We start from the raw sequence: 26049 nt of genomic DNA on the forward strand, positions 1-26049 counted from the left end.
AATCCAGAGTGGCGTCTGGTGTTCTCGCCGGAGGCCTCTGGCGTTGCAGGGAGGGAAAGGTCGTGGTAGGACCGCCTCTGGCGTGCGTCCTGAGCAGAGATAGCAACCGGTGAGGCGTTCCCACTACCCTGGATTCCCGCCTACGCGGGAATGACGGCTGGGAGGTGAGAGTCATCCCGGCCCGCGGGGCCTCCGGCGCAAGGAGCCTCTGGCGCCAGAGACTATTTCCAGAGCATCGGCGCGTCCATGCGCACGTCGAATAGGAGGATCTCCGTGTCGGCCTCGAAGGCGAAGTCGAGCGCGTCCGCGTCGGTGATGCCGACGCCGTCGCCCTGCTCCAAGACCACGCCGGCGACACGTGCGCGGCCGTTCACGATCTGCACCCACGCGCCGCGGCCCGGCGCCAGAGGCCGCGAGACCGTATCGCCAGAGGCGAACAGGCCGGCGTAGACGAACGCGTCCGTGTTGATGGGCATGGAGTCCTCGCGGCCGTCCGGCGAGACGTAGAGGCGGAACTGGCCCTGTCGCGCCTCTGGCGAGAACGTCTTGTCGTAGTAGGCGAACGTCGTGCCCGGCCGGTCCGGAACGAGCCACATCTGGTAGTTGTGCTCCATCACGTCGTGGAGGTTCTCCTCGGAGTGGACCATCCCGGCAGCGCCCGCGCTGATAAGCTGCATCCCGCCAGAGGAGACGCCGAACTGATTGCCGAAGCTGTCTCCGTGCGTGAGCGTGCCCGCGGCCACGTACGTCAGGATCTCCACGTCGCGGTGCGGGTGCGCCGGAAAGCCGGAACGCGGCTGGATGTGGTTCTCCACGATGACGCGGAGCGGACCGAAGTGGACCCACTCGGGGTCCTGGTAGCTCGCGAACGAGAACGTCGCCCACATGTCGGTCCAGCCGTGATCGGCAAAGCCGCGCTCGTGGCTGCGGCGGAGGCGGAGGGTGGGAGCGGCGACGTCGGGCATTTCAGAAGAGGAAGGGGCCCGCCAGAGGCGCCTCTGGCGGGCCGGTCGGGGAGCGCCAGAGGCCTCTGGCGCCAGCGGCTCAGGCGGGCTGGGCGAGGAGGTCGTCGATCTCCGCGAGGTCGGCGTCGGTGAGGTGCCACGAGGCGGCCTCCACGTTGGAGCGGATCTGCGACGGCTTGGTCGCGCCCGCGATGACCGAGGCGACGGGCTCGTGCGCCAGAAGCCACGAAAAGGCGAGATCGAGGATCGTGTGGCCGCGGCTCTCGGCCCAGCCGATAAGGCGCTCGACGGTGTCGAGGTTGGTCTCGGTCAGGAGCGAGTCGCCCATGGACTCGAACTTGCTGCCTTCCTTGCCGCCTAGGCGCGAGCCCTCAGGTGCGGCGTCGCCGCGGCGGTACTTGCCGGTCAGCAGCCCGCTTTTGAGCGGGAAGTAGGGCACGAACGCCAGGCCGAGGTCGCGGCAGGCCTCCAGCGTGCCCTCTTCGGGCTCGCGGTGGAGCAGGCTGTACTCGTTCTGGAGCGCCACGAACTGCGCGTCGCCAGAGGCCTCGCGGGCCTCTTTCAGTTGGGCGGGCGAGAAGTTGGAGCACGCGATCTCGCGCACCTTGCCCTCCTCGACGAGCGTCGCGAGCGCGCCAAGCGTGTCGGCGATGGGCGTGTCCTCGTCGGGCTTGTGGAGGTAGTACAGGTCGATGCGGTCGGTCCCGAGGCGCGAGAGGCTGGCCTCGACGGACGTGAGGACGGCCTCTGGCGAGGCGCCGCCGCCCATCCCGAACTTGCTCGCGAGCACGACGTCGTTGCGGCGCGCACCCAGCGCGCGGCCGACCATCTCCTCGCTCGCGCCCTCGCCGTATACGTCGGCCGTGTCGAAGTGCGTGATGCCGGCGTCGAGCGCGGCGTGGATGACCTCGCGAGAGGCCTTTTCGTCGATGTGCCAGCCGAAGTTGTTGCAGCCGAGGCCGACGGTGGAAACGGTGAGCGATCCGATGGGGCGGGTATCCATGTCAGGGAGGAGATGTGTTTGTTGCAACAACGAACTGCATCCAGATCGGATCCGCGCCTCTGGCGCCAGAGGCGGTGTGTGGGATCGCCAGAGGCCTCTGCCCAGTCCCTCTCGTTAGGCAGGGGAGGATCCTCCCGCAAACGACGCCTCCTCACCTACCTCGTCGTTCCCACGAAGGCGGGAATCCAGCATACCGGATGGTGTCGCGACCCTAATCGGTATGCGGAGGACGCGCGCCAGAGGCGGTTCCTCCCCGCTGTTTGCTAGAGTGGCAGACTCTGGCGTCCCCCCAAACCGGTGTCATCGCGAGGAGCGCAGCGACGGGGCGATCCCTTGGTTCAGCGCTCGGCGGGGCGAGATCGCCGCGCTTCGCTCGCGATGACAACATCCTGGATCACGTTGGGCGGTTACAACGCCCCGCGCGTTCGCACTCTGACTTGGCTAGCGCCTTCCCTGCCGGGGTCCCGCCTTCGCGAGAATGACGTACGCCATGGATGGAGCAGGGCGCCGCACTAAGACCGCCTAACAAAACCCCTATTGGTGTCATCGCGAGGAGCCCGTTCGGCTGCGCTCAGGGCAGGCTCCGCGACGCGGCGATCCACTCTCTCCGTGCTCGACTGGACGAGATTGCGTCGCTGGCGCTCGCAATGACAGCCGGTGTTGTTAGGGCGTCTAGAGGCGCGCCGTCCGCCAGAGGCCTCTGGCGCTACTCCGCGTGACCCACCGCCTCGGCTTGCGCCTCTGGCGCCACGTCGGCGGTCTCGCCGTCCGGCGCGATGCGGGTCCGCTGCATCACAATCGGCAGGCGGCGTCCGATGCCGAAGGCCTTGGACGAGATGCGGAGGCCGGGGGCGGCCTGCCGGCGCTTGTACTCGTTGCGGTCCACCATGCGCGCGATGCGCTCGACCGTCGCGCGGTCGAAGCCTGTGGCCGCGACGATGGCCTGGGGGGATTCGTGGCGCTCGACGTAGCGCAAGAGGATCTCGTCGAGCACCTCGTAGGGCGGGAGCGAGTCGGAGTCCTTCTGGTCGGGGCGGAGCTCGGCGCTGGGCGGCTTGGTGATCGTGTTCTCCGGGACGATCTCGCGGCCCTCCCGCTCGTTGATGTGGCGCGCGAGGGCGTAGACCTGCTCCTTGAACACGTCTGAGAGCACGGCGAGGCCGCCGCTCATGTCGCCGTAGAGCGTCGCGTAGCCGACGGCCATCTCGGACTTGTTACCCGTGGTCAGCAGCAGGTGCCCCTCGGCGTTGGAGATCGCCATCAGCGTCAGGCCTCTGGCGCGGGCCTGGATGTTCTCTTCCGTCACGCCGCTCGGCGGTCCCGCCAGAGGCTCGTTGAGCATGGCGTGGAAGGCATCGACGGCCGGGCGGATGCTGACCTCGTGGAACTCGATGCCGAGGTTGTCGGCGAGGTCGCGGCTGTCGTCCACGCTGCCGCCAGAGGAGTACGCGCTGGGCATGGTCACGCCGACCACGCGGTCGGGCCCGAGCGCTTCCGCGGCGAGCGCGCAGGTCACCGCCGAGTCGATGCCGCCCGAGAGGCCGATCAGCGCTTTCTCGAAGACGCCCTCGCCGGTTTTGCGCACGTAGTCGCGGATCCCGAGAACGAGCGCGTCGTGGATCTCGGCAATCGTGTCGGCGTCGCGCCGCCCGCCGCCCGAGGCCTCTTGCGTGGCGGTGTCCCAGACGGCGTAGTCCTCGCGCCAGAGGCTGAGGCGCAGGACCTCCTCGCCCGCCTCGTTGTGCACGCGGCTGTCGCCGTCGAAGATCAGCTCCGTGTTGGCGCCGACCGTGTTGACGTAGACGAACGGGACGCCGTGCTCGCGGCAGGACTCCGCGATGATCTCGGCGCGCTCCTCGGGCTTGCCGACGCAGTACGGGCTGGCCGAGATGTTGACGAACAGGTCGATGCCCTGGGCCGCCAGCTCGTCGATGGGGTTGGCCTTGTAGAGGTGGTAGGGGGCCTGCTCCTCGTTGTTCCACATGTCCTCGCAGACGTGCAGCCCCAGCCGCAGCCCGGCGACCTCGACGACGCGCCGCTCGTCGGCGGGCTCGAAGTAGCGGTACTCGTCGAACACGTCGTAGGTAGGCAGGAGCGTCTTGGAGACCTGGCCCACGATCCGCCCGCGCTCGATCACGATCGCGGCGTTGAACAGCCGCTTGCCGTGGGGCGTGGTGTTCTCGACCGGGGCGCCGACGATGATCGCGAGGCCCTCTGGCGTCTCGGCCATGAGGTGATTCAGCGCGTCGCGCACGTCTTGGAGGAACGCCGGTCGGTCCAAGAGGTCCATCGGCGGGTAGCCGGTGACGCACAGCTCGGGGAAAACGGCGATGCGGGCGCCGTCGCGCGCGGCGCGGTGCGCGCGGCCGAGGATGCGGGCGCAGTTGCCCGCGAGGTCCCCGACGGTGGGGTTGATCTGGCAGAGGGCGATTTTCATCGGGCCGAGGCGGTGCGGGCGGGAACGGTACGGGCACAAACGGACGCCCGAAGATCGGGTTCGGCGGCGCATGACGTTCCTTGCACTGTTCTCGCCTCTTGCGCCATGCTCCGTTTTCTCCTGCCTCTGGCGCTCGCGGCGCTCTCGCTGTCACCGCCCACGCCGCCCGCCTCTGGCGCCAGCGGCCCCATCGGACTCGGCTTCGTCCTCGTCGGCAGCGAAACCGTGGCGCCTCCGGATTCCGTCGCTCTGCGGTTCTACGCCTCGCCAGAGGCCCCGCGTCCCGAGCACGAGATCACGGTCCACCTCGGCGGGGATGAGGTGACGGCGCCTGCGCCTGCGTGGCTGCGTCCAGAGTCGTGGTGGCCGGACTACTACCTGTTCGCCTTCCGCGCGCTGGAGGTGCGCGGGGACTGGGCGCGCGTCGTCGTCCACGAGGAAACTGGCCGTACGCTCTGGCTGCGGACCGGCGGGGCTGTGACCTTCGCGCCGTGGGAGACCTTTCTGACCCGGCACGTCACCATCGTGCAACGCGAAAATGCTGAGGCCAACCCGGTCCGCACGGCGCCAGAGGCCGATGCGGAGGCGGCACACGTCCCCGAGATCATTGCGGGGGAGGACTGGATCGGAGACTGCTGGGTGCCCGCCGAAGTGAGGGGGGACTGGGTGCGCGTGCAGCCCTCGGATTTGTGCCGCGCCGACTGGACCGAGCCCGCAGAGCCGATGGGCTGGATCCGCTGGCGCGAGGGCGACCGGCTACTCATCACGTGGGGCCTGACCTGCTAAGACGCCCTCGCACAACCGGTGTCTATTCGCGCGCGAAGCCGTCTCGTGCAGGCGAGCCCCGGCGAACCCGATCGCCGCGTCGCTGCGCTCCTCGCGATGACACCTGCGAGGTTCAACCGAGCCGGCCTAGGCCTCTGGCGGCGTGTCGCCTCTGGCGCCAGAGGCTAGAACAGCAGGCGGACGCCGCCCGTGCCGGCGCGGCCAGGCATCGGCGCGCCGAAGACCTCGGCGTACTGCGCGTTGGTGACGTTGCGGACCGAGAGCTGGACCTCACCTCTGGCGCCGCCGACGGGGACCGCGAAGCTGAGCTGCACGTCCGCCACCGCGACCGAGGGCAGGTCCAGCCGCTCTTTCCAGAGGCCGTCCACGCCGAGGCGGGTGGTGCCAACTCCCAGCGAGAGCCGCGCCTGGACGAGGTGCGGCGAGTGGCTCAGCGCGTACTTGTAGACCGCGCCCGGCGCGGTGCCGTCTAGCTGGATGTCGGTGTAGGTGTACGCAGCCTCCGCGCGGAGCGTGGCGCCAGAGGCGATCTCGCGCTGGGCTTCGGCGTGGAGTTCGAAGCCTGCCGCGCGCGCCTCCAGCACGTTCTGCGCGAGGAAGAACTCGGCCTCTGGCGAGAGCCGCGCGAAGTCGATGAGGTCGGTCGTGCGGCGCCAGAAGCCGGTGGCCCGCAGCGCGAGGCCCGCCCCGGCGAACAGGTCGGCGCCGGCCTCGGCGTTCCAGGCGCGTTCGGCGCGGAGGTCCGGGTTGCCGAGGTTGCCGCCGGGGCGCGGGGCCTCCGTGTTGAAGTACCGCTCCACGTACGTCGGCGCGCGCACGGCGCGTCCGCCAGAGGCCCGGAGCGTGAGCGCGGGCGCGGCTTCCCACGCGAGCGAGAGCATCGGCGTGGGCTCGATGCCGTAGATGGGGTCGGCGTCCACGCGGCCGCTGGCGGTGAGCGTGACGCCTCGGGCGGCCTGCCACCGCGCGAGGGCGAACACGCCGCCCGAGGCGTCGGTGTGCGCGCCCTGGTTGTTGGAGTCGATGCCGCGCACCTCGCCCGAGGCGCCCGCGCCGAGCGTGAGGCCGCCGCGCACCTCGCGAGAGGCGTCCGCCGTCAGCGTGCCTCTGGCGGTGACGTGCGTGTTCGGCGCGAGGCCCGGGTAGTAGGTGTAGCGGTCGCGGTGGAGCCGCCCTGCGCTCTGCACGCGCCAGCGCGTGGCGCCAGAGGCCCCCGCGAGGCCGAGCTGCGCCCAGGCCGTCGAGGTGGCCTCGCGGGCGCTATCGCTCGCGAACGGGGTGTAATACTGGAAGGCGTTGAAGTGCCGCGTGTCGCCCGCGAGGCGCGCCGTCAGGCGCGCGCCGCCGAGGTCCGTCGCGCCCGCGAGCGTGAGCGCGTGGCGCGAGAGGTCGGTCCGGACCTCGCCGCCGCTGCCTACGATGGGCGCGCCCTCGGCATCGCGGATGGGCTCGCCGCCGATGTCCAGCCCTTCGTAGGCCACGCTCCAGGCGCGCGCCGCGCTTCGGCCTCTGGCGGCAGCCTCGAAGCCCCACAGGTCTGGGTCGCCGTTGCGGATCCCGACCTCGCCAGAGGCGCCCCCCTCGTTCTTGGCGAGGGCCGTCTTCGTGATCACGTGGACCACGCCGCCGAGCGCGTCCGGCCCGTACACCGCCGAGGCGGGCCCGCGCAGGATCTCGATGCGCGCGATCTCCGCTAGAGGGATCGGGAAGTCGCTCAGGAAGTGCCCCGTCATCGGGTCGTTAAAGCGGGCGCCGTCCACGAGGAAGAGCACGCCGTTGAACGTCGCGCCGCGCACGCTGATGTCGGCCTGGGCATCCCCGCGCGAGGCCGTTTCCACGCCGGCTGCGAAGCGCAAAAGGTCGCTCACGCTCCGCGCCGGGCTCTGCGCGATGTCGGCCTCGGTGATGACCGTCGTGTGGCGGCCGGTCTGGCGGGCGGCGTCCAGCAGGCGGCTGGCGGTGACGACCACCTCCGAGCCGAGGTCGCCGGCCTGGACGGAGTCGGCGGGTTGGGCGCGGGCGCCAGAGGCGAGGAGCAGGGCGAGGGCGAAAAGCGTGCGCACGGGGCAGTGGAAAGGCGAGCGCGAAACTACCGGCCTCTGGCGCTCGCCTGCCCCGGCGTCGGCAGGCCCGCGCGCAGTCCGCCGCCGGGATTGCCTGGCCCGCGGCGCGCCAGAGGCCGCGCGTTCCGATTTCACCGCCGTTGGAGGTGCCGCCAGCTATCCTTTTCGGTCCTGTCTCCTAACAGTCTCCATGGTGCGAACCCTCTCTCTCCTCGCGTCTTTGTGCCTGCTCTCCGCCTGCGGTGGGCGGGCCGACTCCGTGCCACCGGAGACCCCCGCAGACACCGCGCGCGTTGTCGCGCTGCCGACCTCGCAACTGCCGGAGGACGCCGAGGGGCCGCTTGTGGTCTACACCGGCCGCTCGGAAGGCCTCGCCGCGCCGCTCATCCAGAGGTTCCGCGAGAGAACGGGGCTAGAGGTCGAGGTCCGCTACGCGGACGATGCGGCGCTGCTGGCGATGCTCGCCGCGGAGGGCTACCGCAGCCCCGCCGACGTCCTGTGGGGCAACTCGGCGGGCGCGATGGGCACCGCGGCGGCGCGCAACCTGCTCACCGTCCTGCCGGACTCGATGCGCGTGCTCCCCGGCCAGTTCGTGCCCATCAGCGGCCGCTGGCTTCCGCTCACCGTCCGCTTCCGCGTTCTCGCCTACGCGCCGGACCGCGTGGACAAAGCCGCGCTGCCCACGTCGATCATCGGCCTCCCGGACGTGGCTGTCCTCAACGGCCGCTTGGGCTGGACGCCCGCGTATTCCTCGTTCCAGGACTTCCTCACCGCCGTCCGCCTCGAGGGCAATGACAACGTGGCCGCAGACTGGCTGGACGCCATGATGGCCTCTGGCGCGAAAGCGTACGCCTCCAACGAGCAGATGCTGAACGCCCTGGCCACAGGCGCGATCGACGCGGCATTGATCAACCACCACCACGTGCTGCTCGCGAACGAGGACGGCGCCGACCTGGCGTTCCACACCTTCGCGGCCGGCGATCCCGGCAACCTCGGGACGGTGACCGGAGCAGGCGTTCTTGACACGTCGGCGCGCCAGCGGGCCGCGCGGCAGTTCGTCTCGTTCCTGCTCTCGGCCGAGGCGCAGACGTTCGCGGCGGAGAACACGAAGGAGATCCCCGTCGTGGCCGGCGCCGAGGTCCCGTCGGGCTACCTCACCTTCGAGGCCGCCGCCGAGCTCGCCCCGCGCCTGGACGTGGAGCGCTTCCGCGATTTCGACGGCACGCTCGCGCTGCTCCGTACGAAGGGCTTGATGCCGGAGGCCGCTCGGTAGGCAACGGGCCTCTGGCGCCAGAGGCCGAGGCTCACGGTTGCGTTTCTCGCCAGAGGCTATCCGCCGACGTGGTTTTCCAGCTCCTCACGGCGGTGCTTCTGGCGAAGCTTGCGCAGCGCCTTTTCCTTGATCTGGCGCACGCGCTCGCGCGTCAAGCTGAAGTTCTGCCCGATCTCCTCCAGCGTTAGCGGGTGCTCGCGGCCGATGCCGAAGTAGAGGCGCGTAATCTCGGCCTCTCGCGGGTCGAGCGTGCCCAGCGCGCGCTCGATGTCCTGCTTGAGGCTTTCGTCGAGCAGTGCCTCGTCCGGGGGCACGTCGGCCTCGTCCGCGAGAACGTCCAAGAGGTTGTTGTCGTCCTCCTCACCGAAGGGCGCGTCCATGGAGACGCTCCGGCTCTGGTGGACAAAGGCGTCCTTGATCTTCTGGACCGGGATGTCGAGGTCGGCTGCGAGTTCCTCAGCGGTCGGCGGGCGGTCGTGGATCTGCTGCAGGCGCGCTGTCGCCTTGCGGATCTTCGAGATCGTCCCGATCCGATTGAGCGGCAGCCGCACCACGCGGCTCTGCTCCGCGAGCGCTTGCAGGATGGCCTGCCGGATCCACCACACGGCGTACGAGATGAACTTGAAGCCACGCGTCTCATCGAACCGTTGCGCGGCTTTGATCAGCCCGTAGTTCCCCTCGTTGATGAGGTCCGCGAGCGAGAGCCCCTGCCCCTGGTACTTTTTCGCGACCGAGACCACGAACCGGAGGTTCGCGCGGACCATCTGGTGCAACGCCGCCTCGTCGCCTTGCTTGATGCGTACGGCCAGCTCCACCTCCTGCTCAGGCTTGAGGAGATCAATGGTTCCGATCTCCTGGAGGTACTGGTCCAGCATCCGCTGGCTGCGAGGAACGAACATGCTCAGAGGCGTTGGGGGTGGGACCGGAGAAGCGGCGCGCGCGTGGCGCGAGTCCGAAGGTATGTGTAGACCGCGTGAGGGGGCGAGGGTTCCACTTGTGGCGGGGGCATAACGCGTCGCCAGAGGCCTCTCGCGCCCGTCGGGTCGTACCTTTTTGCCCCGTCCCGTACGCCCCCCCGATGCCCATCCCCGCCTCCTCTGCCGACCCCGCCGCGCGGTGGGTGCTGGACTGCCGGGGCCGCGCGCTGGACTGCCGGCCGGGCCGCGCGCACGTGATGGGCATTCTCAACGTGACGCCGGACTCGTTCTCGGACGGCGGGCGCTACGCCGGCGTCCAGGCTGCGCTGGACCGCGCGGGCGAGATGGCGGCCTCTGGCGCCGCGATCATCGACGTGGGCGGGGAGAGCACCCGGCCAAAAGGGAAGACGTACGGCGCCGGCGCCGAGGCGGTGAGCCTGGACGACGAGTTGGAGCGCGTGATCCCAGTCGTCGAAGCCATCGCGCGGGAGCTGCCGCACGTCCTGATCTCCGTCGACACCTACAAAGGGCCCGTTGCCCGGGCGTCGCTGCGGGCCGGCGCGCACCTCGTCAACGACGTGACCGGCCTGCGCCACGGCGTCGGGACGGCCACGGCCGCCACCGATTACGGCGCACCGCTCGTGGTCATGCACGCCGTCGGCAAGCCGGGGGAGATGGTGCACGTGCGGGCTTCTGGCGACATCGTAGGCGAGGTGGAGGCGTCGCTCGCGCGGTCCGTCCGCGCGGCGCACGAGGCGGGCGTGCGCGACGTGATCGTGGACGCGGGCTTCGGCTTTGGCAAAACCTCGGAGGACAACCTCCGGCTCGTGGACCAGACCGACGCGCTCCGCCAGAGGCTGGGCCGGCCCGTGCTCGTGGGCGCCTCGCGCAAGAGCACCATCGGGCAGGTCCTCGGCGGGGACGGGGACCCCGCGCCCGTCGACCAGCGCGCGTGGGGCTCGGTTGGGCTCGCGGTCTTGGCGGCGTTGCGCGGCGCAAGCATCCTCCGCGTCCACGACGTGCGCGAGACCGCCGAGGCCGTCCGTCTCGCCCTCGCCGCGCAAGAGGCCTCTGGCGCGTTCCAGGCGCACCCGCCTGCGGAAGTGCCGGGGACCGACCGCTCCGCCCGGAATTCGGCTGCGCCTCAACGGCCCGCGCCTCTGGCGCCAGAGGCATGAGCGGCGTTCTCGGCATTATCGACATCTGGTTCCTGCCGGTCGGCTGGCGGGACATCATCGACGTGGCGGTGGTCACGCTGCTGGTGTACCAGGTGTACCGCCTGATCCGCGGGACGATCGCGGTGCAGATCGCCTTCGCGCTCCTCGGGCTCTACATCCTCAACGTGGCCGTGAGCGCGCTGGGGCTGACCACGCTCAGGACGCTGTTCGGCGTTGTGGGCGACGTGTTCGTGCTCGCGCTCATCATCGTGTTCGCGCCCGAGATCCGGCAGGCGCTCTTCCTCGTGGGCCGCAACCCCATCGTGCGGCGCTTTGTGGCGACGGCGCCGCGGCAGAAGATCACGGCCGAGATCGTGGCCGCGCTCGACGAGATGAGCCGGACGCGGATGGGCAGCCTCATCGCGTTCGCGCGCAGCACGGGGCTGCGCAACTACATCGAGAGCGGGACGCGCATCCAGGCCGACGTAGAGCGCGACCTGCTGGTCAGCATCTTCTGGCACAACTCGCCGCTCCACGACGGCGCCGTGATCGTGCAGGGGCAGAAGATCGAGGCCGCCCGCTGCATCCTGCCGGTTTCGGACGCGCGAGAGCTGGACCCGCACCTCGGCCTCCGCCACCGCGCCGCCATCGGGCTCAGCGAGCGGACCGACGCCTTCGTGATCGTGACGAGCGAGGAGACCGGCCGCATCTCGGTCGCCGAGGGCGGCAAGCTGGACGTCGGCCTCTCGCTCGGCGAGGTGGAGGCGCGCCTCAACGCCGCCTTCTCGCCCGACCGTGGGCGCACCACGCCGGCCTCTGGCGCCGAAGCATCCTCCAGCGATTCGGCGGCGACGCCAGAGGCCTGATGCGCAACGCCGCCTTCCTGCGCCGTGAACTCGTGGAGCTGCTCCGCGCGAAGGGCATCGCGGACGAGCGCGTGCTGGAGGCCATCGGGACGGTCCCGCGGCACGTGTTCATCCCGGACAGCAGCTTGCAGCACCGCGCCTACGAGGACGAGGCGATCCCCATCCGGCGCGGTCAGACCATCTCGCAGCCGTTTACCGTGGCGTACATGACGGCGCTGCTGGACGCGCAGCCGGGCGAGCGCATCCTGGAAGTGGGGACGGGCAGCGGCTACCAAGCTGCTGTTCTCGTCGCGCTCGGCGCCCGCGTGTTCTCCGTCGAGCGGCACAAGCCGTTGCTGGACCAGACCCGCGGCGTCCTTGCGGAGCACGGCATCTCGGTCCGCACCCGCCACGGCGACGGGATGGAAGGCTGGCGCGCCTACGCGCCGTACGACGCCATCATCGTCACCGCCGCAGGGCCGGACGTGCCGCCGGACTTGGTAGAGCAACTCCGCGCGCCGACTGAGACGAAGCCCGGCGGCCGCCTCGTCATCCCCATCGGCGAGCACGACGGACAGCAGCAGATCTACCGCATCCGCCGCACGGGCGCCGACGAGATCGAGACGGAGCCTCTGGCGAAGGTCCGCTTCGTGCCGCTCCTCCCCGGCACGCCGGGGGCCTAGCGCGCCGGCCCTCGCGGTCTCTTCGGTTGCCGCCAGAGGCCGGAGGCCGGACCTTGAGCCGCCTCTGGCGCCGCTCTTCCTTTCTCGCCAGAGGCCTCACCCGCCCGCCGACCATGTCCGATCCTTCCTGGCGCCGCGCGCCGCTCCGCTTTCTCCAGGGCCTGCTCATGGGCTCCGCCGACATTATCCCGGGCGTGAGTGGCGGCACGATGGCGCTGATCGTGGGCATCTACAAAGACCTCATCGCCGCCATCGGCGACGGGTTCACGGCGGTCGTCACGCTCGTGCGCGGGCGTCCGCGAGAGGCCTGGGCCCAGCTCCGCGAGATTCCGTGGCCGCTGCTCGCGCCTCTGGCGGTGGGCATCGGCGTGGCGATCGTGATCGGGAGCCTGATCGTGCCGGAGCTGCTGGACACGTACCCGATCCAGTGCCGCGCGCTCTTTTTCGGGCTCGTCGCCGCCTCGCTCGTGATCCCGTGGCGCGAGCGGCACGAGCACCGCACGTGGCACTACGCCGTCGCCGTGGTGGCCGCGCTCGCGGCGTTTTTCCTCGTCGGCCTCCCGCGCAGCGGCGACGCTGCGGACCCCGGTTTTTTCCGCATCGCCGCCACGGCCGCGGTCGCCATCAACGCGATGATCCTGCCGGGCGTGAGCGGCGCGTTCCTCCTCGAAGTCCTCGGGCTGTACCGCCCCACGCTGGAGGCGCTCCGCAGCCTGGACGTCGGCTACGTCCTCACGTTCGCGCTCGGGGCCGGGCTGGGCCTCGGCCTCGCCGCCAAAGCTCTCAGCTGGCTCCTCGACCGCCACCACGACGTGACCATGACCGTCCTCGTCGGGCTTCTGGCGGGCTCGCTCCGCGCACTCTGGCCGTGGGTCGGCTTCGCCGAGCACACCGGCTCGGACGGCATCGTGGAGCGCGTGCCGGACCCGTCCACGCTCCTCAGCCCCAACGCAGATCCCGCGCTGATGCTCGGCAGCGGCGTGGGCTGGGCGCCGGCGCTCGGCCTCGCGCTGCTCGGCTTCGGCATCGTGGCCGCGCTGACGTACGCCGGCCGCAAGAGGCTCGGGACCGGCGCGGATGAGCCCGTCGCGGACCTGCCCGAGAACTGAGCCTCTGGCGCCAGAGGCCGCGCCGCGAGGCAGGGTGTTTACCGGAAGCGGGGGTTGACCGTCTGGTTGAAGATGGAGCCGAAGGAGTACGTGATCCCGAGGTTGCCGAAGTAGCGGAAGTTGGTGGCCAACTCGCGCTGCTGCGTCAGGATCTCCTCGGGCGACCGGTCGCCAGCGGCCAGCGAGAGCTGGTTGCGGATGTAGCTCGCCGAGGCGTACACGTCCACCTGCAGGCCGCGCGCCACGCGGACGTTGAAGCCACCGTTTAAGCCGGCCTGGTACTTATCCGGCCGGGAGAGGTACTGCTGGCCGAACACCGATACGTCCACCGAGCCCCACGGCTGCGAGAGGTTGGTGCCGATCTCCACGGCGTGCCGGGGGAGCACCTCGCGGATCTCCCCGAAGATGGTCGTGTCCGCGTAGGCCGCCACCTCCACGCCCAGCCCGTACTTTGCCGTGACGAGCCGCTGCGTGGACTCGCTGTACGGGTACAGGCTGTACTCGACCGCCGGTCCGGCGATAAACCGCGCGTCGAAGTTGGAAAACGTGTTCCGGTTGACCGATCCCTCGAAGCCCGCCGTGAGGTGCTCGGAGAGGCTCCGCGCCACGAGCCCGCTGCCGCCCTGGCTGGAGGTCTCGCTCACGATCGTCGTCACGCTGTCGATGTCGAACGCGTCGCGGTTGTAGCTGCTAAAAACGTTCAGCCGTGTTTTCCAGGCCTCCGTCGTCCGCTCGGCGCTGAAGTTGCCGTAGCCGTTAAACGACGACGACCGCGACTGCCCTTGGAAAAACGACGAGCCGCTCAGGCTGAACACCCACCCGTTCCACGGGTCGGCCTCGGGCACCGCCGCCTCGCCCGTGGCCTCTGGCGCGGCGTAGGCGATGGTCAGCCGCTCCGCCAGAGGCGTCCGCGCGACGTAGCCCGTCAGCCCGAGGCGCAGGCGCGAGAGCAGCGCGCGCCGCGCGTCGTCCTCCGTCGCGTCGGCGGGGACGGAGACGTTCAGGCGGTTTGTCTGGCCGTCGTACGTGTTCCGGCCCGAGAACGCGAGCGCATACCGCTGCCCGCCTCCGCCCGTGCTCTCGCTGGTGATGAGCACGAACACGTCGGCGTCGCCCTGGTCGCGGACGAACTGCACGTAGGGCAGTTCGGTCTGGAAGAAGTCCCGGTCGCAGCCGCCGGTCTGGCAGTCGTACGCCACGCGGAGCGTGCCCGTCGGGGCCTCTTGCGCCAGAGGCGCCGAGGCGAGGAACGCGAGCATCAAGAGGAGGGAGGCGGCGCGAAACGGCATAGACGTAGGGAGGGTTCGATTCGGATAGAATACAGCGGAAAGCGCTTCCGGTACGCACCGTCCTACGAAGTGCCTGGCGCAGGTTACGCGGCGCGTGCAATCGCACGAGGGCCGCCGGGAAGGGGCCGTCCGTCTGCACCGGGGACCGTTGGGAGGCCGCGGAGTTGCTGGCCGCCAGAGGCCTGCTCGGCCCGGGCCTCTGGCGCTGCGGATCCGAGGCGCACCGGGCGCGTCCTACCCCGTCCCTCTCCGCCCGCACGTCCCCGATGGCTCTCTCGATTGCTTCTCAGGTCGCCGACCTCCTCGCGTCCACCGCTCCCTTCGACTCCCTCTCCGACGCCGAGCGCGCGTCGCTCACGGAGAAGATGACGCTGGAGATCTACGCGCCGGGCGAGGTCGTGCTCGAGCAGGGCGAAGACATCCACCGCGCGCTGTACTTCGTCGCCGAAGGCCTCGTGCGGCTGACCGACGCTGAGGAGGACCGCTTGGTGGACATGCGCGGCTCGGGCTCCACCTTCGGCTCCTACGGCCTCATGCAAGGCGGCGCGCTCCCCTTCGAGGCGCGAGCCGTGGAGCAGACCACGTGCGCCCTCATCGCCGCCGACGCGTTTAAGCGGCTCCGGGGCGAGAACGATGCCTTCGCGTCGTACTTCGAGGAGGACATGAAGCGCTACGTGCGCGGCCTCGACACCGAAACCGACGCGCAGGGCGCGTTCCTCCTGTTCGACACCACGCTGGGATCGGTCGTCCGCGAAGGGACCGTGGCTGTGACTCCCGAGACGACCGTGCGCGACGCCGTCCGCCAGATGTGCGCCGCCGAGCGCGACGCGGTCGTGATCGTACAAGCTGGGGCGCCGGTGGGGATCATCACCGAGGGCGATGTCGCCGAAAAAGTTGTGGCCGGCACAGCAGACGCCGACGGACCTGTCATGGCGCTCGTCGAGCGCCCGCCCATCGCGCTCCGCACCGAGGCCCGTCTTTTCGACGCCGTCCGCACCATGATGGCGCACCGCGTCCGCCGCGTCGTCGTCACCGGCGCCGACGGCAAGCTCGCCGGGCTCCTCTCCAGCGAGGACATCGCGCACGTCCGCGGCCTGGACCCCGTGGCGACGACCGAGCGCATGGAGCGCTCGCCCACCGTCGCGGACCTCGCGGCCATCCGCGCCGAGAGCACCCGCCGCCTGGGCCGCCTTGCCGGCCAGGGCGTGCAGAGCGAGGATCTCCTCTCGGTCACGACCGAGGTAGACGATCAGCTCAAGGAGCGCCTGTTCCACCTCGTCGAAGAAGAGCTCCGGAGCGAGTGGAAAGAGACGCGCCCCAACGATGTCGTGGACGGCGCGTGGGCGTGGCTCGCGTTTGGCCCCGCCGGCCGCCTCGAAAGCGCCCTCAACGTGGGCCAGGACAACGGGCTCGTTTACGACGACGCCTCTGGCGAGCACGCGCCGGCCTACTACGAAGAGCTCGCGACGCGCATCGTGGCCGCGCTGGAGCGCTGCGGCTTCCAGCCGCCGGACGAGGGCGTGACCGCCCGCGCCGAAGCGTTCCGCCAGCCTCTGGCGGCGTGGCGCGCGGCCTACGCCCATTGGGCGAGCGCGCAGGACGCCGACGCCACCTCGCGCGCGGCGCTGTGCTTCGACCTCCGCGTGCTCCACGGCGACGACGCGCTTGGCGACGCGCTGATCGAGACCATCCGCGAGCACCTGCCCAATGAGCGGCTCGTGCGCGTCCTCGCCAGCGGCGGCACCAACACCAGCCTGCCGCTGAGCACTTTCAACCGCTTCGAGACCGACGAAGGCCCGGACGGCCGCGAAGGCATCGACCTCCGCCACCGCGTGCTCCAGCCCATCGTGCAGATGGCGCGCGCGATGGCCGTAGACACGGACTTTTTCCGCTCCGCCAACACCTTCGACCGGCTCCGCCACGTCGCCGAGTCCGATCACAAGGCCTCTGGCGTGGCGCAGTCGCTGCTCCCCGCCCTCGCGACGCTCGTGGACCTCCACCTCCGCGAGCAGATGGCCGTCGCCGAGCGCGGCGGCACGCCGACCGACCGCCTCGATCCCGGCCGCCTGCACCAGAGCCAGCAGAACCTCCTCAAGGAGACGCTCAAGACCATCGGCAAGGCGCAAAAGGACCTCGGCAAGCTCTACGGCACCTGAGCCGCCCCCGCGCGAGCCTCTAGCGCCAGAGGCTCGCGCGCCGGTCCGCGGAACACCTCGCGGCGGTGCCACGCCGCAGAGGGCTCCGCCACGCGGTAGCCGCTCTGCACGGGCTGCGCCAGAGGCCGCCCGTGGTAGGCGAGCAGCCAGCGCTCGAAGCCCTCGCCCCCGTGCGCGTCCTCGGCCACGTCGACAATTATCTCGTGCGAGGACGACGGCGCGAGCGTGTACGCGCCGCGGTCCAGTAGCCGGTGGTGGAGCGCACACAGCGCGAGGCCGTTCGGTACCTCGTCGGCGCCGCCCGCTTGGTGCCATTTCACGTGCGCGGCGTCCAGCCCGACAAGCGTGCGACCGACGCGGGTCTCGAAGCCGCACACAGCGCAGCGGTAGCCGTACGCGCGGAGCACGGCCTCGCGAAAGGCACGGTCCCGCTTCCGCCTCTGGCGAGGCGCGCCAGAGGCCCCGAGCGCGTCGAGGTCCAGCCCGACGGCGTCCAGGATCGGCTCGTGGAGCGTCGGGGCGAAGTGGGCGTCCAGCAGCAACCTAGCAATGTCCGCGATTGATTCGGGCCTCTGGCGAAACGTCTCCTCTACTGCTGGTGCGAAGCCCCCGGATGGGTTCACGGTGCGCAAGGATGTGATCGTCGGATCGCCAGAGGCTGTGAACACGATCCCCTCCGTCGGAATGACCTTCCAAACGCCGTCTCGCTGCAACCGCCAGAACGGGTAGTGAGGGTTTGGGCGGGACTGAGAGCGGCCGAAGTCCACTAGCAACTCTGCCAGTGGCCCTTCAACGGAGGCGTAGGGGAGTTGTGGCTCGCTAGAGGCGAAGCGCCCAAGCGCGTGCAGAAGCAGCAAGGGCTTGTGGGGCGCTCGTTTGCTACCGTTTTCCCAGACGGTTAGGCTCGAAAAAAGGCGTGTCAGATCGTCCGGGCTCATGGGCCGAACCTACCGCCTCTGGCGCCAGAGGCCGGGCGCTAGTTGCGCCGGATCGTGCCGCGCCGGATCACGCGCGCGGGCCCTCGCTGGATCTGCGGTGTGCCCAGGGCGGGGGCGCCGAGAAGCTGCACCGAGCGGTCGTACGTGCGCTCCCACATGCGGATAAAGTTCTCCGCCGACTGGTCCAGCCGGTCCGTGCCGGGCGTGTTGAGCACCTTCAGGTCTTGGTGGAAGCCGGGCAACAGGCCGACGTGCGCGATGCCTCGGGCCGCCGCCTCGCGCGATGCTGCGGTCGAGCCTGGCTGGATCGCGCCGGCCTGGGCGGGTCTTGCCGTAACCTGAGGACGTGCCGTTCCGGGCCGTGAGACACTCGGCCGTGACGTGCTAGGCCGCGAGACGCTGGGCCGTGACGTCCCAGCTCGCACGGGCGTTCTCGATACCGCCGGGCGTCGGGCGGTACCGGCCGCTGGCGCCGTTCCGAGGAACGAGAACGCGTCCGCATCCGGACCTTCGCGTGGACACGCGTCATCGCCCGTGCGCGGTCCCGTCTGGTGGATGTTGCCGTTCAGGTCCGTGCCGTACGCGATGGGGAGGCCGCGCTGGTCGGCGTAGTCGATGAGTTGCGCGAAGGACTTTGCCGAGCCGTCGCAGTCGTTCGCGACGGCGGGGCCGGAGGCTCCGCTCCGGTTGGGTGCGCTCAGAATGGCGTTGTTGCCCGTCCGCACGCCCACCATGCCCCCCACGTCCAGGAAGAAACCGATCTGCTCATCGGTGGTGACGAACTCGCGCTGCTTGGCCTGCGTTTCCGCGTCGAGCAGCGGCTTGAACCGGGAGTGTGAGGCGTAGAACGGGTACTCGTCGTACTGGCCCACCATCACCCCGTGGAGATCGCGGACGGCTTGCTCCGACATGTGGGACACGTCTACGATCATGTTGCGGCTCACCATCCGTTGCACCAACTCATGCCCCTGCGGCTTGAGCCCGATCGAGTTCTTGCACTCGGGGTCATTCGAGGAGCATCCAGATTCGTAGTTGAAGCCTCCGAACCCTGCCTCGCCGTCCACCAGAGACGAGAGCGCCGTCGTCGGGTAGCGGAGCGCTTGGAACACCTCGAAGGGGACCTTCATGTGGGGAGCGGCGCCGGCGAACCGGCTGTCCACCTCGTGCGCGAGTTGGAGCGAGCGGACGCCACGCGAGTACACGTCGCCGAGCTGGGTATCCAGCGGGCCTTCGCTCGCGGGAAACATGTTGCTGCTCTCGATGGAGAGCACGACGGCCAGCTTTCCCTCGTGGATGATCTTGCGAGCGTGCCAGGGGTGGACGGCGATCTCGTACCAGTCGTTGGCCTCGTCGAAGTCGAGGAGCGCTTCGAGTTGGCGCTCAATGCTGGCGCCGTCCTCGCACTGCTGGTTCGCGATGTGCGGGTGCAACTCGCGCACCATGCGGCAGAGCGGCTGGTTGTGCACGATGGAGACCACCGCGAGGTTGAGGCCGTTCCGGTGCGCGGCGCGAAGCCAGTTGCGGTGCACCTGCTGGTGCGCGATCTCCTCGTGCGAGGGCCACGTGCTGAAATCGCGCGGCCCGCTGCCGTGATCGATCCGCTCCGCGCCGAGGTCGACCGAGACCGGGACGGCGTGCTGGCTCGGGTTGGTGCCGATGGGAATCAGCTGGTCCACGACGGCACCCGTGAGGGTCGTGTGATCGCAGATCTCGGCCGCGTTCGCGTCCACGGCGTGCGAGCCCCAGTACCACCCGCTGCCCTGCGCGAGGTCGGCGGCTTGGTGCAAGTGGAGATCGGCGAAGCCTGTGGCCGGGTAGTCCCACCGCACCGGCTCGGTGGAGTACGAGATCTCGTACTCGAAGCGGTTGAGCGGGTTGGTCGGGTTGCCGTTGATGTTGACCGCGATCATGCGCCCGTTGGCCCCGGTCACGTCCAGCCGCTCCGGGCCGGGGTCCGTGTTGCGGCCTCTGGCGAAGGAGCGCCGCGCGATCACCTCCGAGCGTCCGTCGCGGTCGTACGCGCAGACCGTGACCTCCGTCGGCGCCTGGCCGCCTTCCTTGTCGACCGTGACGGTCGTGCGGGAGAACACCGGCGCGACCCCGACAAACGTCCGGGCGGTTTGGCCCTGAATGGTGCCGCTCTGGACCTCTGGCGTCAGCCGCCGCGGTCCGATCGTCGCCCAGCTGTTGCCGACGGCCGAGTTCCACCAACCGACGAGGCTGCTGCTGAGCCCCGTCGTGAAGTGCGCGGCGGCGCAGAAGCCGGTCTTCACCCCGAGCCCGGTGCGGAGGGCGCAGCCCGCGTTGAGGGCTTGCTCCTCGAACTCGTCCCACACGTCCTCCATCACCGGCCCGGCAAAGGCACACGTCTGCGCGTCGGAAGACGCCGCCGGGTCCGATGCCGAGGGGCCGCTCTGTGCAAAGGCGGGGAGCGCGGCGAGAAGCAGGACGACGGGAAGGACTCTCATGGGAGGAGGGGAGGGGGCTGTGTACCCATACGACGCCCCTCGCCAGACAGGACCATCGCGCCAGAGGCCTGCGCCCGCCTCTGGCGCGAGATTGCACCCCGACCCTCCCGCCTCTGGCGCTCACCCGCCGGCCACCCCTGTGCAGAACGAAGCCGACTGGCGCCCCTCCAAGTTTGTCCAGACCCGCCGCGGCCTCCGCGCCTCGCGCGACCGCGCCGAGGTCTACGTCGGCAGCCGCCTCTCTGCCGATCAGTCCGCGCAGGCGCTGGAGCGCGCGATCCGCGAGCACGCCAGAGGCCGCCTGCTGGATCTCGGCGCGGGCAAGGCGCCGCTCTACGGCACGTACCGCCCGCTCGTGGACACGGTGACGTGCATCGACTGGGCGCGCTCCCTGCACGGCACGGACTACCTGGACGCCACGGCCGACCTCAACGAGGGCATCCCGTATCCGGACGGCTCGTTCGATACCGTTCTCTCGTCGTCCGTCTTCGAGCACCTCCGGCGCCCGCAGTTCGCCTTCGAGGAGACGGCGCGCGTGATGGCCTCTGGCGGGTCGCTGATCCTGCACGTGCCGTTCTACTACTGGCTCCACGAGGAGCCGCACGACTACTACCGCTTTACCGAGTACGCCCTGCGCGACCTGGCCTCTGGCGCCGGTCTACGCGTCGAAAGCGTGCGCACGACGGGCGGCGGACTCTACGCGCTCGCAGACCTGATGGCGCGCGCGCTCGGCCCGGCAAAGCCTCTGGCGGCGGCGTGGGTCGGCGCCAGCGGCTGGGCGCTCTCGCGGACGCCGCTGCGCAAGCTGACCGAGGGCGACCGCGCGCGCCGCTTCCCGCTGGGGTACTGCATGGTGGCGCGGAAGGAGGGAGCGGCGGGTAGTCACTAGGGTGCGCCTCGCCAGAGGCCGCGGTGCTACGCCCGGCCGATCGCGCGGTTGACGATGCCTTTGGCGCGGATCCACCAATCCTGCGATCGGTGCCTCAGCGGCACGGGAGCGGAGCCAAGGGTTGGCTCGCGCCCCGAAGGAGGCGCATCCGTGCGGCCCGGCTGGCCTGTTTGGAGGTGTTCGAGGACGATCTCGAAAAGGTAGGTGGGGACCCAACTGAGGTTGAGAGCGCCGAAGCGGTCCCAGGCCGTCAGGTCCGCCCGTTGGGCCCAGAACGTCCCGTTCTCCCCGAGATGCACCCGCTTGACGACTTGCCCGGATCCCAGCCGCTCGGTCGTGTACCCGGCGGGGAAGCACAGGCCGTCGTCGAACGCGATCCCATTGACAGGGGCCGTGAGCGGGCGCGCGGTCACGTCGGTCTCCTCGCGCCAGGACTCGAAGGCCCGCATCTCGGTAAACGCCCACGATGGCTGCTCCTCGTCGAACTCGCGCTGCTGCGCGGCGAGGTAGTCTGGCCGTTGGAACAGCGCGTTGATGTGGCGGACGTAGGAGCCCACCACGTCGGCTCCGGCCACGTAGCCGTTCATGCAGCTTCCGTTGCACTGCACAGTGCAGTCCACGGCGCTCAGCGAGGGCTCCGCCTGCGCGAGGCTCGTCGCGATCATCACGTCGGAGTCGAAGTGCCAGAACGGCGACGCGCTTTCGGACGCGACGAAGTTGCGCACGAAGAACCACCGCTCGAACACGAAGCGGAGCCAGTCCCTTCCCCCTTTGTGCTGCCGGTGCAGGCGCCCCTGGACCGGCCGGAACACGCGGTCAAACGTCTCCCAGTCCTCGCCGTACGCGTAGCGCTCGAAGTGGACGTGCCGCACGCCTGCCTGAGCGGCGGTGGCCTCGTTCGCGCCGTCCCCGAGCAGCACGACCGGGCGGTCCGGGTTGGTGAGCCTCGCGCTCTGGAGCGTGTAGCGCAGGTACGGGGCGTCGCCGTAGTGGCAGAACACGATCATGGCAGCAGGCGGGGCGGTGGGGGCATCGGCTACTCCGTCAGCGCCCAGAACACCCCGAAGCGGAGCTGCGACGTCGCCAGAGGCTCGCCCTGCACGAGCGCGGCGCCGTCGTAGAGGACGCCCGCGAGGACGTTGTCGAGGCGGATCATGACCGTCGCGCGGCGGCTGAACGTGACGCTCGCGTCGAGGTCCAAGACGGGGCGGGCGGGGAGGCGCGCAGCGTCCTCGTTCGCGAGCGCGAGGAGGCCTGTGGCCGGGTGGACGCGCACGCCGCGGAACGCGCTCCAGCCTCTGGCGACGATCCCGAGGTCCAGCGCCGCGGTCCCCGTCCCCACGCGCGTCGCGCGGTAGCCCAGCCGCCCCGTCCCGTACACAGAAGGCGTGGCCTCGCCGACGCGCCGCGCCAGCGGGTTGTCACCGCCCCAGGTGGAGAGCGCGAGCGAGAGCGTGCCGTAGAGGCCGCCAGAGGCCTCCTCGCGCCAGCCCAACTGGCCTCGGGTGCCGAGGTGCGTGAGAGCGCCCGCAGCGCGGTCGTAGCCGAAGGCCGCCTCGTCCGCGGCGGCGGTGCTCACGTCTTCCAAGACGACCAGCCGCGCGGCGTCCGTCACGATCTGCCCGAGCGCGCGCGTGCGGAACGAAAAGGCGCCGAGCGAGCCTCTGGCGCCGAACTCGGCGTGCATCGTCCGTTCCCGTCCATCTGGAGCGGCGCCTACGCCTACGCCCGGCCCGATGGCGAAGGCCTCGCCGGAAAGGGCCGGCGCGAAGCCCGTCTGCTCGATTCGGCCCGGAACGGCGGCGGCGTACGAGAACGCGGCGTGGAACCCGCCGCGTTCAGCGCGGAGCGCGACGGCGGGGTCGAACCCGCTCGACTCGCCGGAGACCCACTGCACGCCGGTTTGCAACGCGAGGCGAACGCCTCCGAGCGAGAGTGTGTCCATGAGCGCGGCGTGGGCCTGGAGGCGGGCGTTCCCATCGCCGAGCGGGTCGAAGCGGCCCCACGGATCGTCCTCCAGCGCGGTCCAGGCGTTCAGCGTGGAGCCCAGCACGCCGATCCATTGCGTGGCGCCGGCTGCGTAGCGGTTGCCGGAGACCGAGAGCGTATCGGCGCCGCTGCCCGGCGTGTAGCGCGCCGTCTGGCGCGTCCACGAGGTCCAGACCGCCAGAGGCCGCGAGCCGGCCAGCGGCACGCGGGCGCTCAGGGCCACCTCGTTGCGCAAGAGGCGGCGCTCCGCGCTGGGGTCGAGGACGGACGCGCGGAGCGGGTCGTAGAGGTTGGCGTCGATCGCGACGCCTCGGCGCGCGCCCTCGGTGCGCTCGGTGTAGTGCTCGGCGAGTTCGGCGCCCCAGCGCGGCGCGGCGATGGCCAGCCGCGCGATGGCGTGCGCGTGCCGGAGCCTCGCGCCCAGGACGGGGCCGTTGGCCTGTCGTCCCGCGAAGTGCGCCGTCGTCGTCATCCTCGCGCGCGGCCCGCCGAGCCCGAAGAGGCTCCGACGCATCTGCGCGTGCGTGCCGGAGACCACCTGCAGGCCGCTCTCGCCCGGCAGGTACCGCAACTCCGTGACGGGCACGCCCAGCCGGAACGGCCGCAAGCCCGCCAGAACGCTCACCACGCTCCCGCCTCTGGCGTCGGCCAACGCCAGGCGGTCGGCGGCTTCCCACGGGAGCACGTCCAGGCGCGGCGCGCCCGTCGCGAGGTCCGCCAAAGGCCGCCCGTCGAGCGAGAGCGTGAGCCGCGCCGGAGCGATGCCGTCGAGCGCGAGGCCCGCCGTCCGGCCGGGCGTGCCGAGGTCGTAGGCGAAGCCGGCCTCGCGGAACAGGTCGGCGGCGTCGAGCGCGAACGTGACCGCCGGGACGGGCGTGGCGGGCCGTCCCGCCAGGGGCCGCGCGGGCGCTACAAGGCTGCTGTCCCGCGCCTCTGGCGCGATCTCTGTGACCGGCCTCTGCGCCTCTGGCGCAGCAGCCGAGTCGGGCGCGGTCGTGGGGGGCGCGGGTCGTTCGGGCGTTTGGGCGCTCGCGCCCGCGGCCAAGAGCGCCAGGACAAGCGCGACGGCGTGCCTCTGGCGCCAGAGGCGCGCGCGCCGACGCTGCCCGCTTCTCATCCCTGGTCCCCCTTGCCCATCTCGGCGCCAGAGGCGGCGGGCTCGGGGAAGAGGCCGTAGAGGCGGCTCTCGACGCGGCTGAGGATCTGGAACCGGTCCTCCGGCTCGTTGACGAAGTCCAGCGTGTCGGTCTCGATCACCATCTTCGGGTGCGGGTACCGCTCGATCCAGTCCTCGTAGAGGCCGTTAAGCCGCTCCAGATAATCCAAGCGGATGCCGTTCTCGAAATCGCGGCCGCGGCTCTGGATCTGGCGGACGAGCGTGGGCACGCTCGCGCGGAGGTAGACGAGCAGGTCCGGCGGGCGGAGGTACGCCGTCATGATGGCGAACAGCGCCGCGTAGTTCTCGTAGTCGCGGCTGTCCATCAACCCCATGTAGTGGAGGTTGCGGGCGAAAATCTCCACGTCCTCGTAGATGCTCCGGTCCTGGACCACGGAGATGGGCTCGCGCTCGATGTCCTTCTGGTGCCGGAAGCGGCTGGAGAGGAAGTACACCTGGAGGTTGAAGCTCCAGCGCGGCATGTCCGCGTAGAAGTCCGCGAGGTACGGGTTGTCGTCCACGCTCTCGAAAAACGGGCCCCAGCCGAAATACTCCGCGAGGATGCGCGTCAGCGAGCTCTTGCCCGCGCCGATGTTGCCCGCCACGGCGACGTACAGTTTGCGCTTGCCGCTGGCGTCGGTCGCGGGCGGGGCGTCGTTCTGGCGGAGGTCGAGGGGGATCTGCATCGGTGCGAGGAAGGTCGCGGCGAAGGTACGGGAGGGCGTGGGCGGACCGGGCGCGCGCGCCCCTAAACGATGGCGAAGACGGCCTCTGGCGGGGTGCTCGCGCCAGAGGCCGCCGCGAGCGCCGGATGGCGAGATCGCTGCGCCTCCGGCGGTGGTGATGTCCCGGGTGGCGTCGGGCGGCCTCAGCCGCGCGACTCGAAGTGGTCGGTGATCGTGTCCAGAACCGTTTCGTGCGTCTCGTTGAAGAGCACGAACGCCACCCCGTCCTCCACGAGCGCCAGAGGCCGGTGCTCGGCGACGACCTCGGCGTAGGTCTCGTAGCACGCAATGGCGCGCTGCGCCGCCTCCATGTCCTCGGGCTCGAACGTCACGCGCGCGCCGATGGCCTCTGGCGGGGAGCCGTGGAGGTGGCTCTCGGCGCCCTCCATCTCGCCCTGGACGAGCGTGAACAGCGCGAGCCGCTTCGGGCCGCGCGCCGCCAGGTCGTCGTGCGTCTGGCAGTACGCGCGCTTGACGACGGCGTGCGTGGTGAGGTGGTCCGGGTGGACGCTGTTGCCGTGCACGGCGTACGTCACTACGACGTCCGGCTTGACGGCCGTGATCTTGCGCTCGATGATGTTCTCCAGATCGCGCGGGTCCATGTCCACCAGGCCGCTATCCGGATAGTCCAGGACCGTGAGCTGGACGCCGAGTTCGTCCGCGGCGGCGGCAAGCTCACTCTCGCGGACCTCGCCCATCTCCTCAACCGAGAGGTCCAGCCGGTGCCGCTGCTTCGTTGCGCCGCCCTTGGTGAGCGTGAGCAGGTGGACGTCGTGGCCCTCGCGGACCTGCCGCGCCATGGCGGGGGCGGGGCCGAAGCACTCGTCGTCGGGGTGGGGGAAGATGTAGAGGAGCGTCATCGCGAGAGGGGAAGGGACCGCGTTCACGCGGGGCCTCTGGCGTCCGTTTCACCCCGGCCCAGGCGGGGCGCCAGAGGCGGCGTTAGCGCGCGGCCTCTGGCGCGGGCTCGTCCTCCTCGGTCACGACGCGGTGGAAGACCGTCTGCCCAGTTCGGAGCATCCGGCGCACGTACGGGTGGCACAGCTGGCAGCCGTGGCCGAAGTCGATCGCGTCCTGGAGCGCCGGGATCGTCTCCGCGCCCGACGCGCACGCGGCCTCCGCCATGTCGGCGTAGAGCGTTCCGTGGCAGAGGCAGCGGTCGATGGTCATGGCAGCGCCAGAGGCGTGCGGCGAGAAACCT

At 70.5% G+C, this 26049-nt stretch carries 22 protein-coding genes; 8 read left to right on the forward strand and 14 right to left on the reverse strand.

What is annotated here, in order from left to right:
- Positions 1-221: 221 nt before the first annotated feature.
- The 3 genes from BSZ36_RS00005 to BSZ36_RS00015 form a co-directional block, all read right to left on the reverse strand.
- Positions 222-965 carry a pirin family protein gene (locus BSZ36_RS00005; RefSeq protein ID WP_094545121.1) on the reverse strand — a complete coding sequence of 248 codons (744 nt, stop codon included), beginning with the start codon at positions 963-965 and terminating at the stop codon, positions 222-224.
- 79 nt (positions 966-1044) lie between these two features.
- Positions 1045-1968 carry an aldo/keto reductase gene (locus BSZ36_RS00010; protein WP_094545122.1) on the reverse strand — a complete coding sequence of 308 codons (924 nt, stop codon included), beginning with the start codon at positions 1966-1968 and terminating at the stop codon, positions 1045-1047.
- A gap of 706 nt (positions 1969-2674) precedes the next feature.
- Entirely contained in the window at positions 2675-4405 is a 1731-nt protein-coding gene (locus BSZ36_RS00015; RefSeq protein WP_094545123.1) for an NAD+ synthase, read from the reverse strand.
- A 105-nt stretch (positions 4406-4510) separates the two neighbouring features.
- On the opposite strand from BSZ36_RS00015, the gene BSZ36_RS00020 reads away from it, so the two are divergent.
- Positions 4511-5191 carry a hypothetical protein gene (locus tag BSZ36_RS00020; protein ID WP_094545124.1) on the forward strand — a complete coding sequence of 227 codons (681 nt, stop codon included), beginning with the start codon at positions 4511-4513 and terminating at the stop codon, positions 5189-5191.
- 164 nt (positions 5192-5355) lie between these two features.
- On the opposite strand, the gene BSZ36_RS00025 is transcribed toward BSZ36_RS00020, so the two are convergent.
- Positions 5356-7254 carry a TonB-dependent receptor plug domain-containing protein gene (locus tag BSZ36_RS00025; RefSeq protein WP_143536688.1) on the reverse strand — a complete coding sequence of 633 codons (1899 nt, stop codon included), beginning with the start codon at positions 7252-7254 and terminating at the stop codon, positions 5356-5358.
- Positions 7255-7513: 259 nt separating this feature from the next.
- Here BSZ36_RS00025 and BSZ36_RS00030 point away from each other — a divergent pair, with 259 nt between their 5' ends.
- Positions 7514-8527 carry an extracellular solute-binding protein gene (locus BSZ36_RS00030; protein WP_179270933.1) on the forward strand — a complete coding sequence of 338 codons (1014 nt, stop codon included), beginning with the start codon at positions 7514-7516 and terminating at the stop codon, positions 8525-8527.
- Positions 8528-8583: 56 nt separating this feature from the next.
- Here BSZ36_RS00030 and BSZ36_RS00035 read toward each other — a convergent pair whose 3' ends face one another.
- Positions 8584-9426, reverse strand: a complete 843-nt coding sequence (locus tag BSZ36_RS00035; RefSeq protein WP_094545127.1) for a sigma-70 family RNA polymerase sigma factor — start codon at positions 9424-9426, stop codon at positions 8584-8586.
- A 179-nt stretch (positions 9427-9605) separates the two neighbouring features.
- Between BSZ36_RS00035 and folP the strand changes: the two genes are divergently transcribed.
- The 4 genes from folP to BSZ36_RS00055 all read left to right on the forward strand — a co-directional run bounded on the left by folP (position 9606) and on the right by BSZ36_RS00055 (position 13238).
- Entirely contained in the window at positions 9606-10622 is a 1017-nt protein-coding gene (folP, locus tag BSZ36_RS00040; protein WP_094545128.1) for a dihydropteroate synthase, read from the forward strand.
- Positions 10619-11467 (forward strand): diadenylate cyclase CdaA, encoded by an 849-nt coding sequence (gene cdaA / locus BSZ36_RS00045; RefSeq protein ID WP_094545129.1) that lies wholly within the window; start codon positions 10619-10621, stop codon positions 11465-11467. Before folP ends, cdaA begins: the two co-directional genes overlap by 4 nt.
- A complete protein-coding gene (locus tag BSZ36_RS00050) occupies positions 11467-12129 on the forward strand; it encodes a protein-L-isoaspartate(D-aspartate) O-methyltransferase (protein ID WP_094545130.1) in 663 nt (220 codons plus the stop codon). Before cdaA ends, BSZ36_RS00050 begins: the two co-directional genes overlap by 1 nt.
- A 113-nt stretch (positions 12130-12242) precedes the next feature.
- Entirely contained in the window at positions 12243-13238 is a 996-nt protein-coding gene (locus BSZ36_RS00055) for a DUF368 domain-containing protein (RefSeq protein ID WP_094545131.1), read from the forward strand.
- Between the two features lie 38 nt (positions 13239-13276).
- Here BSZ36_RS00055 and BSZ36_RS00060 read toward each other — a convergent pair whose 3' ends face one another.
- Together BSZ36_RS00060 and BSZ36_RS19140 are read right to left on the reverse strand one after the other, a co-directional pair.
- Positions 13277-14527: a hypothetical protein gene (locus BSZ36_RS00060; RefSeq protein ID WP_094545132.1), complete on the reverse strand. Its 1251-nt coding sequence runs from the start codon at positions 14525-14527 to the stop codon at positions 13277-13279.
- An 83-nt stretch (positions 14528-14610) separates the two neighbouring features.
- The gene (locus BSZ36_RS19140; RefSeq protein WP_179270934.1) at positions 14611-14751 is read right to left on the reverse strand and encodes a hypothetical protein; all 141 of its coding nucleotides are present in this window, start codon (positions 14749-14751) and stop codon (positions 14611-14613) included.
- A 42-nt stretch (positions 14752-14793) separates the two neighbouring features.
- On the opposite strand from BSZ36_RS19140, the gene BSZ36_RS00065 reads away from it, so the two are divergent.
- Positions 14794-16683, forward strand: a complete 1890-nt coding sequence (locus BSZ36_RS00065) for a DUF294 nucleotidyltransferase-like domain-containing protein (RefSeq protein ID WP_094545133.1) — start codon at positions 14794-14796, stop codon at positions 16681-16683.
- Here BSZ36_RS00065 and BSZ36_RS00070 read toward each other — a convergent pair.
- Together BSZ36_RS00070 and BSZ36_RS00075 are read right to left on the reverse strand one after the other, a co-directional pair.
- The gene (locus BSZ36_RS00070; protein WP_094545134.1) at positions 16671-17621 is read right to left on the reverse strand and encodes a phosphorothioated DNA-binding restriction endonuclease; all 951 of its coding nucleotides are present in this window, start codon (positions 17619-17621) and stop codon (positions 16671-16673) included. The two genes, BSZ36_RS00065 and BSZ36_RS00070, sit on opposite strands and share 13 nt — an antisense overlap.
- Positions 17622-17659: 38 nt before the next feature.
- Positions 17660-20089 (reverse strand): membrane dipeptidase, encoded by a 2430-nt coding sequence (locus BSZ36_RS00075; protein WP_094545135.1) that lies wholly within the window; start codon positions 20087-20089, stop codon positions 17660-17662.
- A gap of 91 nt (positions 20090-20180) precedes the next feature.
- Here BSZ36_RS00075 and BSZ36_RS00080 point away from each other — a divergent pair, with 91 nt between their 5' ends.
- Positions 20181-20978: a methyltransferase domain-containing protein gene (locus BSZ36_RS00080; RefSeq protein WP_218827490.1), complete on the forward strand. Its 798-nt coding sequence runs from the start codon at positions 20181-20183 to the stop codon at positions 20976-20978.
- A gap of 26 nt (positions 20979-21004) precedes the next feature.
- Here BSZ36_RS00080 and BSZ36_RS00085 read toward each other — a convergent pair whose 3' ends face one another.
- The 5 genes from BSZ36_RS00085 to BSZ36_RS00105 all read right to left on the reverse strand — a co-directional run bounded on the left by BSZ36_RS00085 (position 21005) and on the right by BSZ36_RS00105 (position 26018).
- Positions 21005-21985, reverse strand: a complete 981-nt coding sequence (locus BSZ36_RS00085; RefSeq protein ID WP_094545136.1) for a hypothetical protein — start codon at positions 21983-21985, stop codon at positions 21005-21007.
- 29 nt (positions 21986-22014) lie between these two features.
- The gene (locus BSZ36_RS00090; RefSeq protein WP_094545137.1) at positions 22015-24084 is read right to left on the reverse strand and encodes a TonB-dependent receptor; all 2070 of its coding nucleotides are present in this window, start codon (positions 24082-24084) and stop codon (positions 22015-22017) included.
- The gene (locus BSZ36_RS00095; protein ID WP_179271244.1) at positions 24081-24740 is read right to left on the reverse strand and encodes a deoxynucleoside kinase; all 660 of its coding nucleotides are present in this window, start codon (positions 24738-24740) and stop codon (positions 24081-24083) included. Before BSZ36_RS00095 ends, BSZ36_RS00090 begins: the two co-directional genes overlap by 4 nt.
- A gap of 251 nt (positions 24741-24991) precedes the next feature.
- The gene (locus tag BSZ36_RS00100) at positions 24992-25708 is read right to left on the reverse strand and encodes a PIG-L deacetylase family protein (RefSeq protein WP_094545139.1); all 717 of its coding nucleotides are present in this window, start codon (positions 25706-25708) and stop codon (positions 24992-24994) included.
- An 82-nt stretch (positions 25709-25790) separates the two neighbouring features.
- Positions 25791-26018, reverse strand: coding sequence for a (2Fe-2S)-binding protein (locus BSZ36_RS00105; RefSeq protein ID WP_094545140.1), 228 nt, complete (start codon positions 26016-26018; stop codon positions 25791-25793).
- Positions 26019-26049 lie beyond the last annotated feature (31 nt).

It is taken from the genome of Rubricoccus marinus (genome assembly GCF_002257665.1).
GTDB classification, from domain to species: Bacteria; Bacteroidota; Rhodothermia; order Rhodothermales; family Rubricoccaceae; genus Rubricoccus; species Rubricoccus marinus.

Excerpts from the sequence above, each read along its gene's own strand:
- BSZ36_RS00005 (WP_094545121.1), bottom strand. The coding sequence starts at position 965 with ATGCCCGACGTCGCCGCTCCCACCCTCCGCCTCCGCCGCAGCCACGAG.
- BSZ36_RS00010 (WP_094545122.1), bottom strand. The coding sequence starts at position 1,968 with ATGGATACCCGCCCCATCGGATCGCTCACCGTTTCCACCGTCGGCCTC.
- BSZ36_RS00015 (WP_094545123.1), bottom strand. The coding sequence starts at position 4,405 with ATGAAAATCGCCCTCTGCCAGATCAACCCCACCGTCGGGGACCTCGCG.
- BSZ36_RS00020 (WP_094545124.1), top strand. The coding sequence starts at position 4,511 with ATGCTCCGTTTTCTCCTGCCTCTGGCGCTCGCGGCGCTCTCGCTGTCA.
- BSZ36_RS00035 (WP_094545127.1), bottom strand. The coding sequence starts at position 9,426 with ATGTTCGTTCCTCGCAGCCAGCGGATGCTGGACCAGTACCTCCAGGAG.
- folP (WP_094545128.1), top strand. The coding sequence starts at position 9,606 with ATGCCCATCCCCGCCTCCTCTGCCGACCCCGCCGCGCGGTGGGTGCTG.
- cdaA (WP_094545129.1), top strand. The coding sequence starts at position 10,619 with ATGAGCGGCGTTCTCGGCATTATCGACATCTGGTTCCTGCCGGTCGGC.
- BSZ36_RS00050 (WP_094545130.1), top strand. The coding sequence starts at position 11,467 with ATGCGCAACGCCGCCTTCCTGCGCCGTGAACTCGTGGAGCTGCTCCGC.
- BSZ36_RS00055 (WP_094545131.1), top strand. The coding sequence starts at position 12,243 with ATGTCCGATCCTTCCTGGCGCCGCGCGCCGCTCCGCTTTCTCCAGGGC.
- BSZ36_RS00060 (WP_094545132.1), bottom strand. The coding sequence starts at position 14,527 with ATGCCGTTTCGCGCCGCCTCCCTCCTCTTGATGCTCGCGTTCCTCGCC.
- BSZ36_RS00065 (WP_094545133.1), top strand. The coding sequence starts at position 14,794 with ATGGCTCTCTCGATTGCTTCTCAGGTCGCCGACCTCCTCGCGTCCACC.
- BSZ36_RS00070 (WP_094545134.1), bottom strand. The coding sequence starts at position 17,621 with ATGAGCCCGGACGATCTGACACGCCTTTTTTCGAGCCTAACCGTCTGG.
- BSZ36_RS00075 (WP_094545135.1), bottom strand. The coding sequence starts at position 20,089 with ATGAGAGTCCTTCCCGTCGTCCTGCTTCTCGCCGCGCTCCCCGCCTTT.
- BSZ36_RS00085 (WP_094545136.1), bottom strand. The coding sequence starts at position 21,985 with ATGATCGTGTTCTGCCACTACGGCGACGCCCCGTACCTGCGCTACACG.
- BSZ36_RS00090 (WP_094545137.1), bottom strand. The coding sequence starts at position 24,084 with ATGAGAAGCGGGCAGCGTCGGCGCGCGCGCCTCTGGCGCCAGAGGCAC.
- BSZ36_RS00100 (WP_094545139.1), bottom strand. The coding sequence starts at position 25,708 with ATGACGCTCCTCTACATCTTCCCCCACCCCGACGACGAGTGCTTCGGC.
- BSZ36_RS00105 (WP_094545140.1), bottom strand. The coding sequence starts at position 26,018 with ATGACCATCGACCGCTGCCTCTGCCACGGAACGCTCTACGCCGACATG.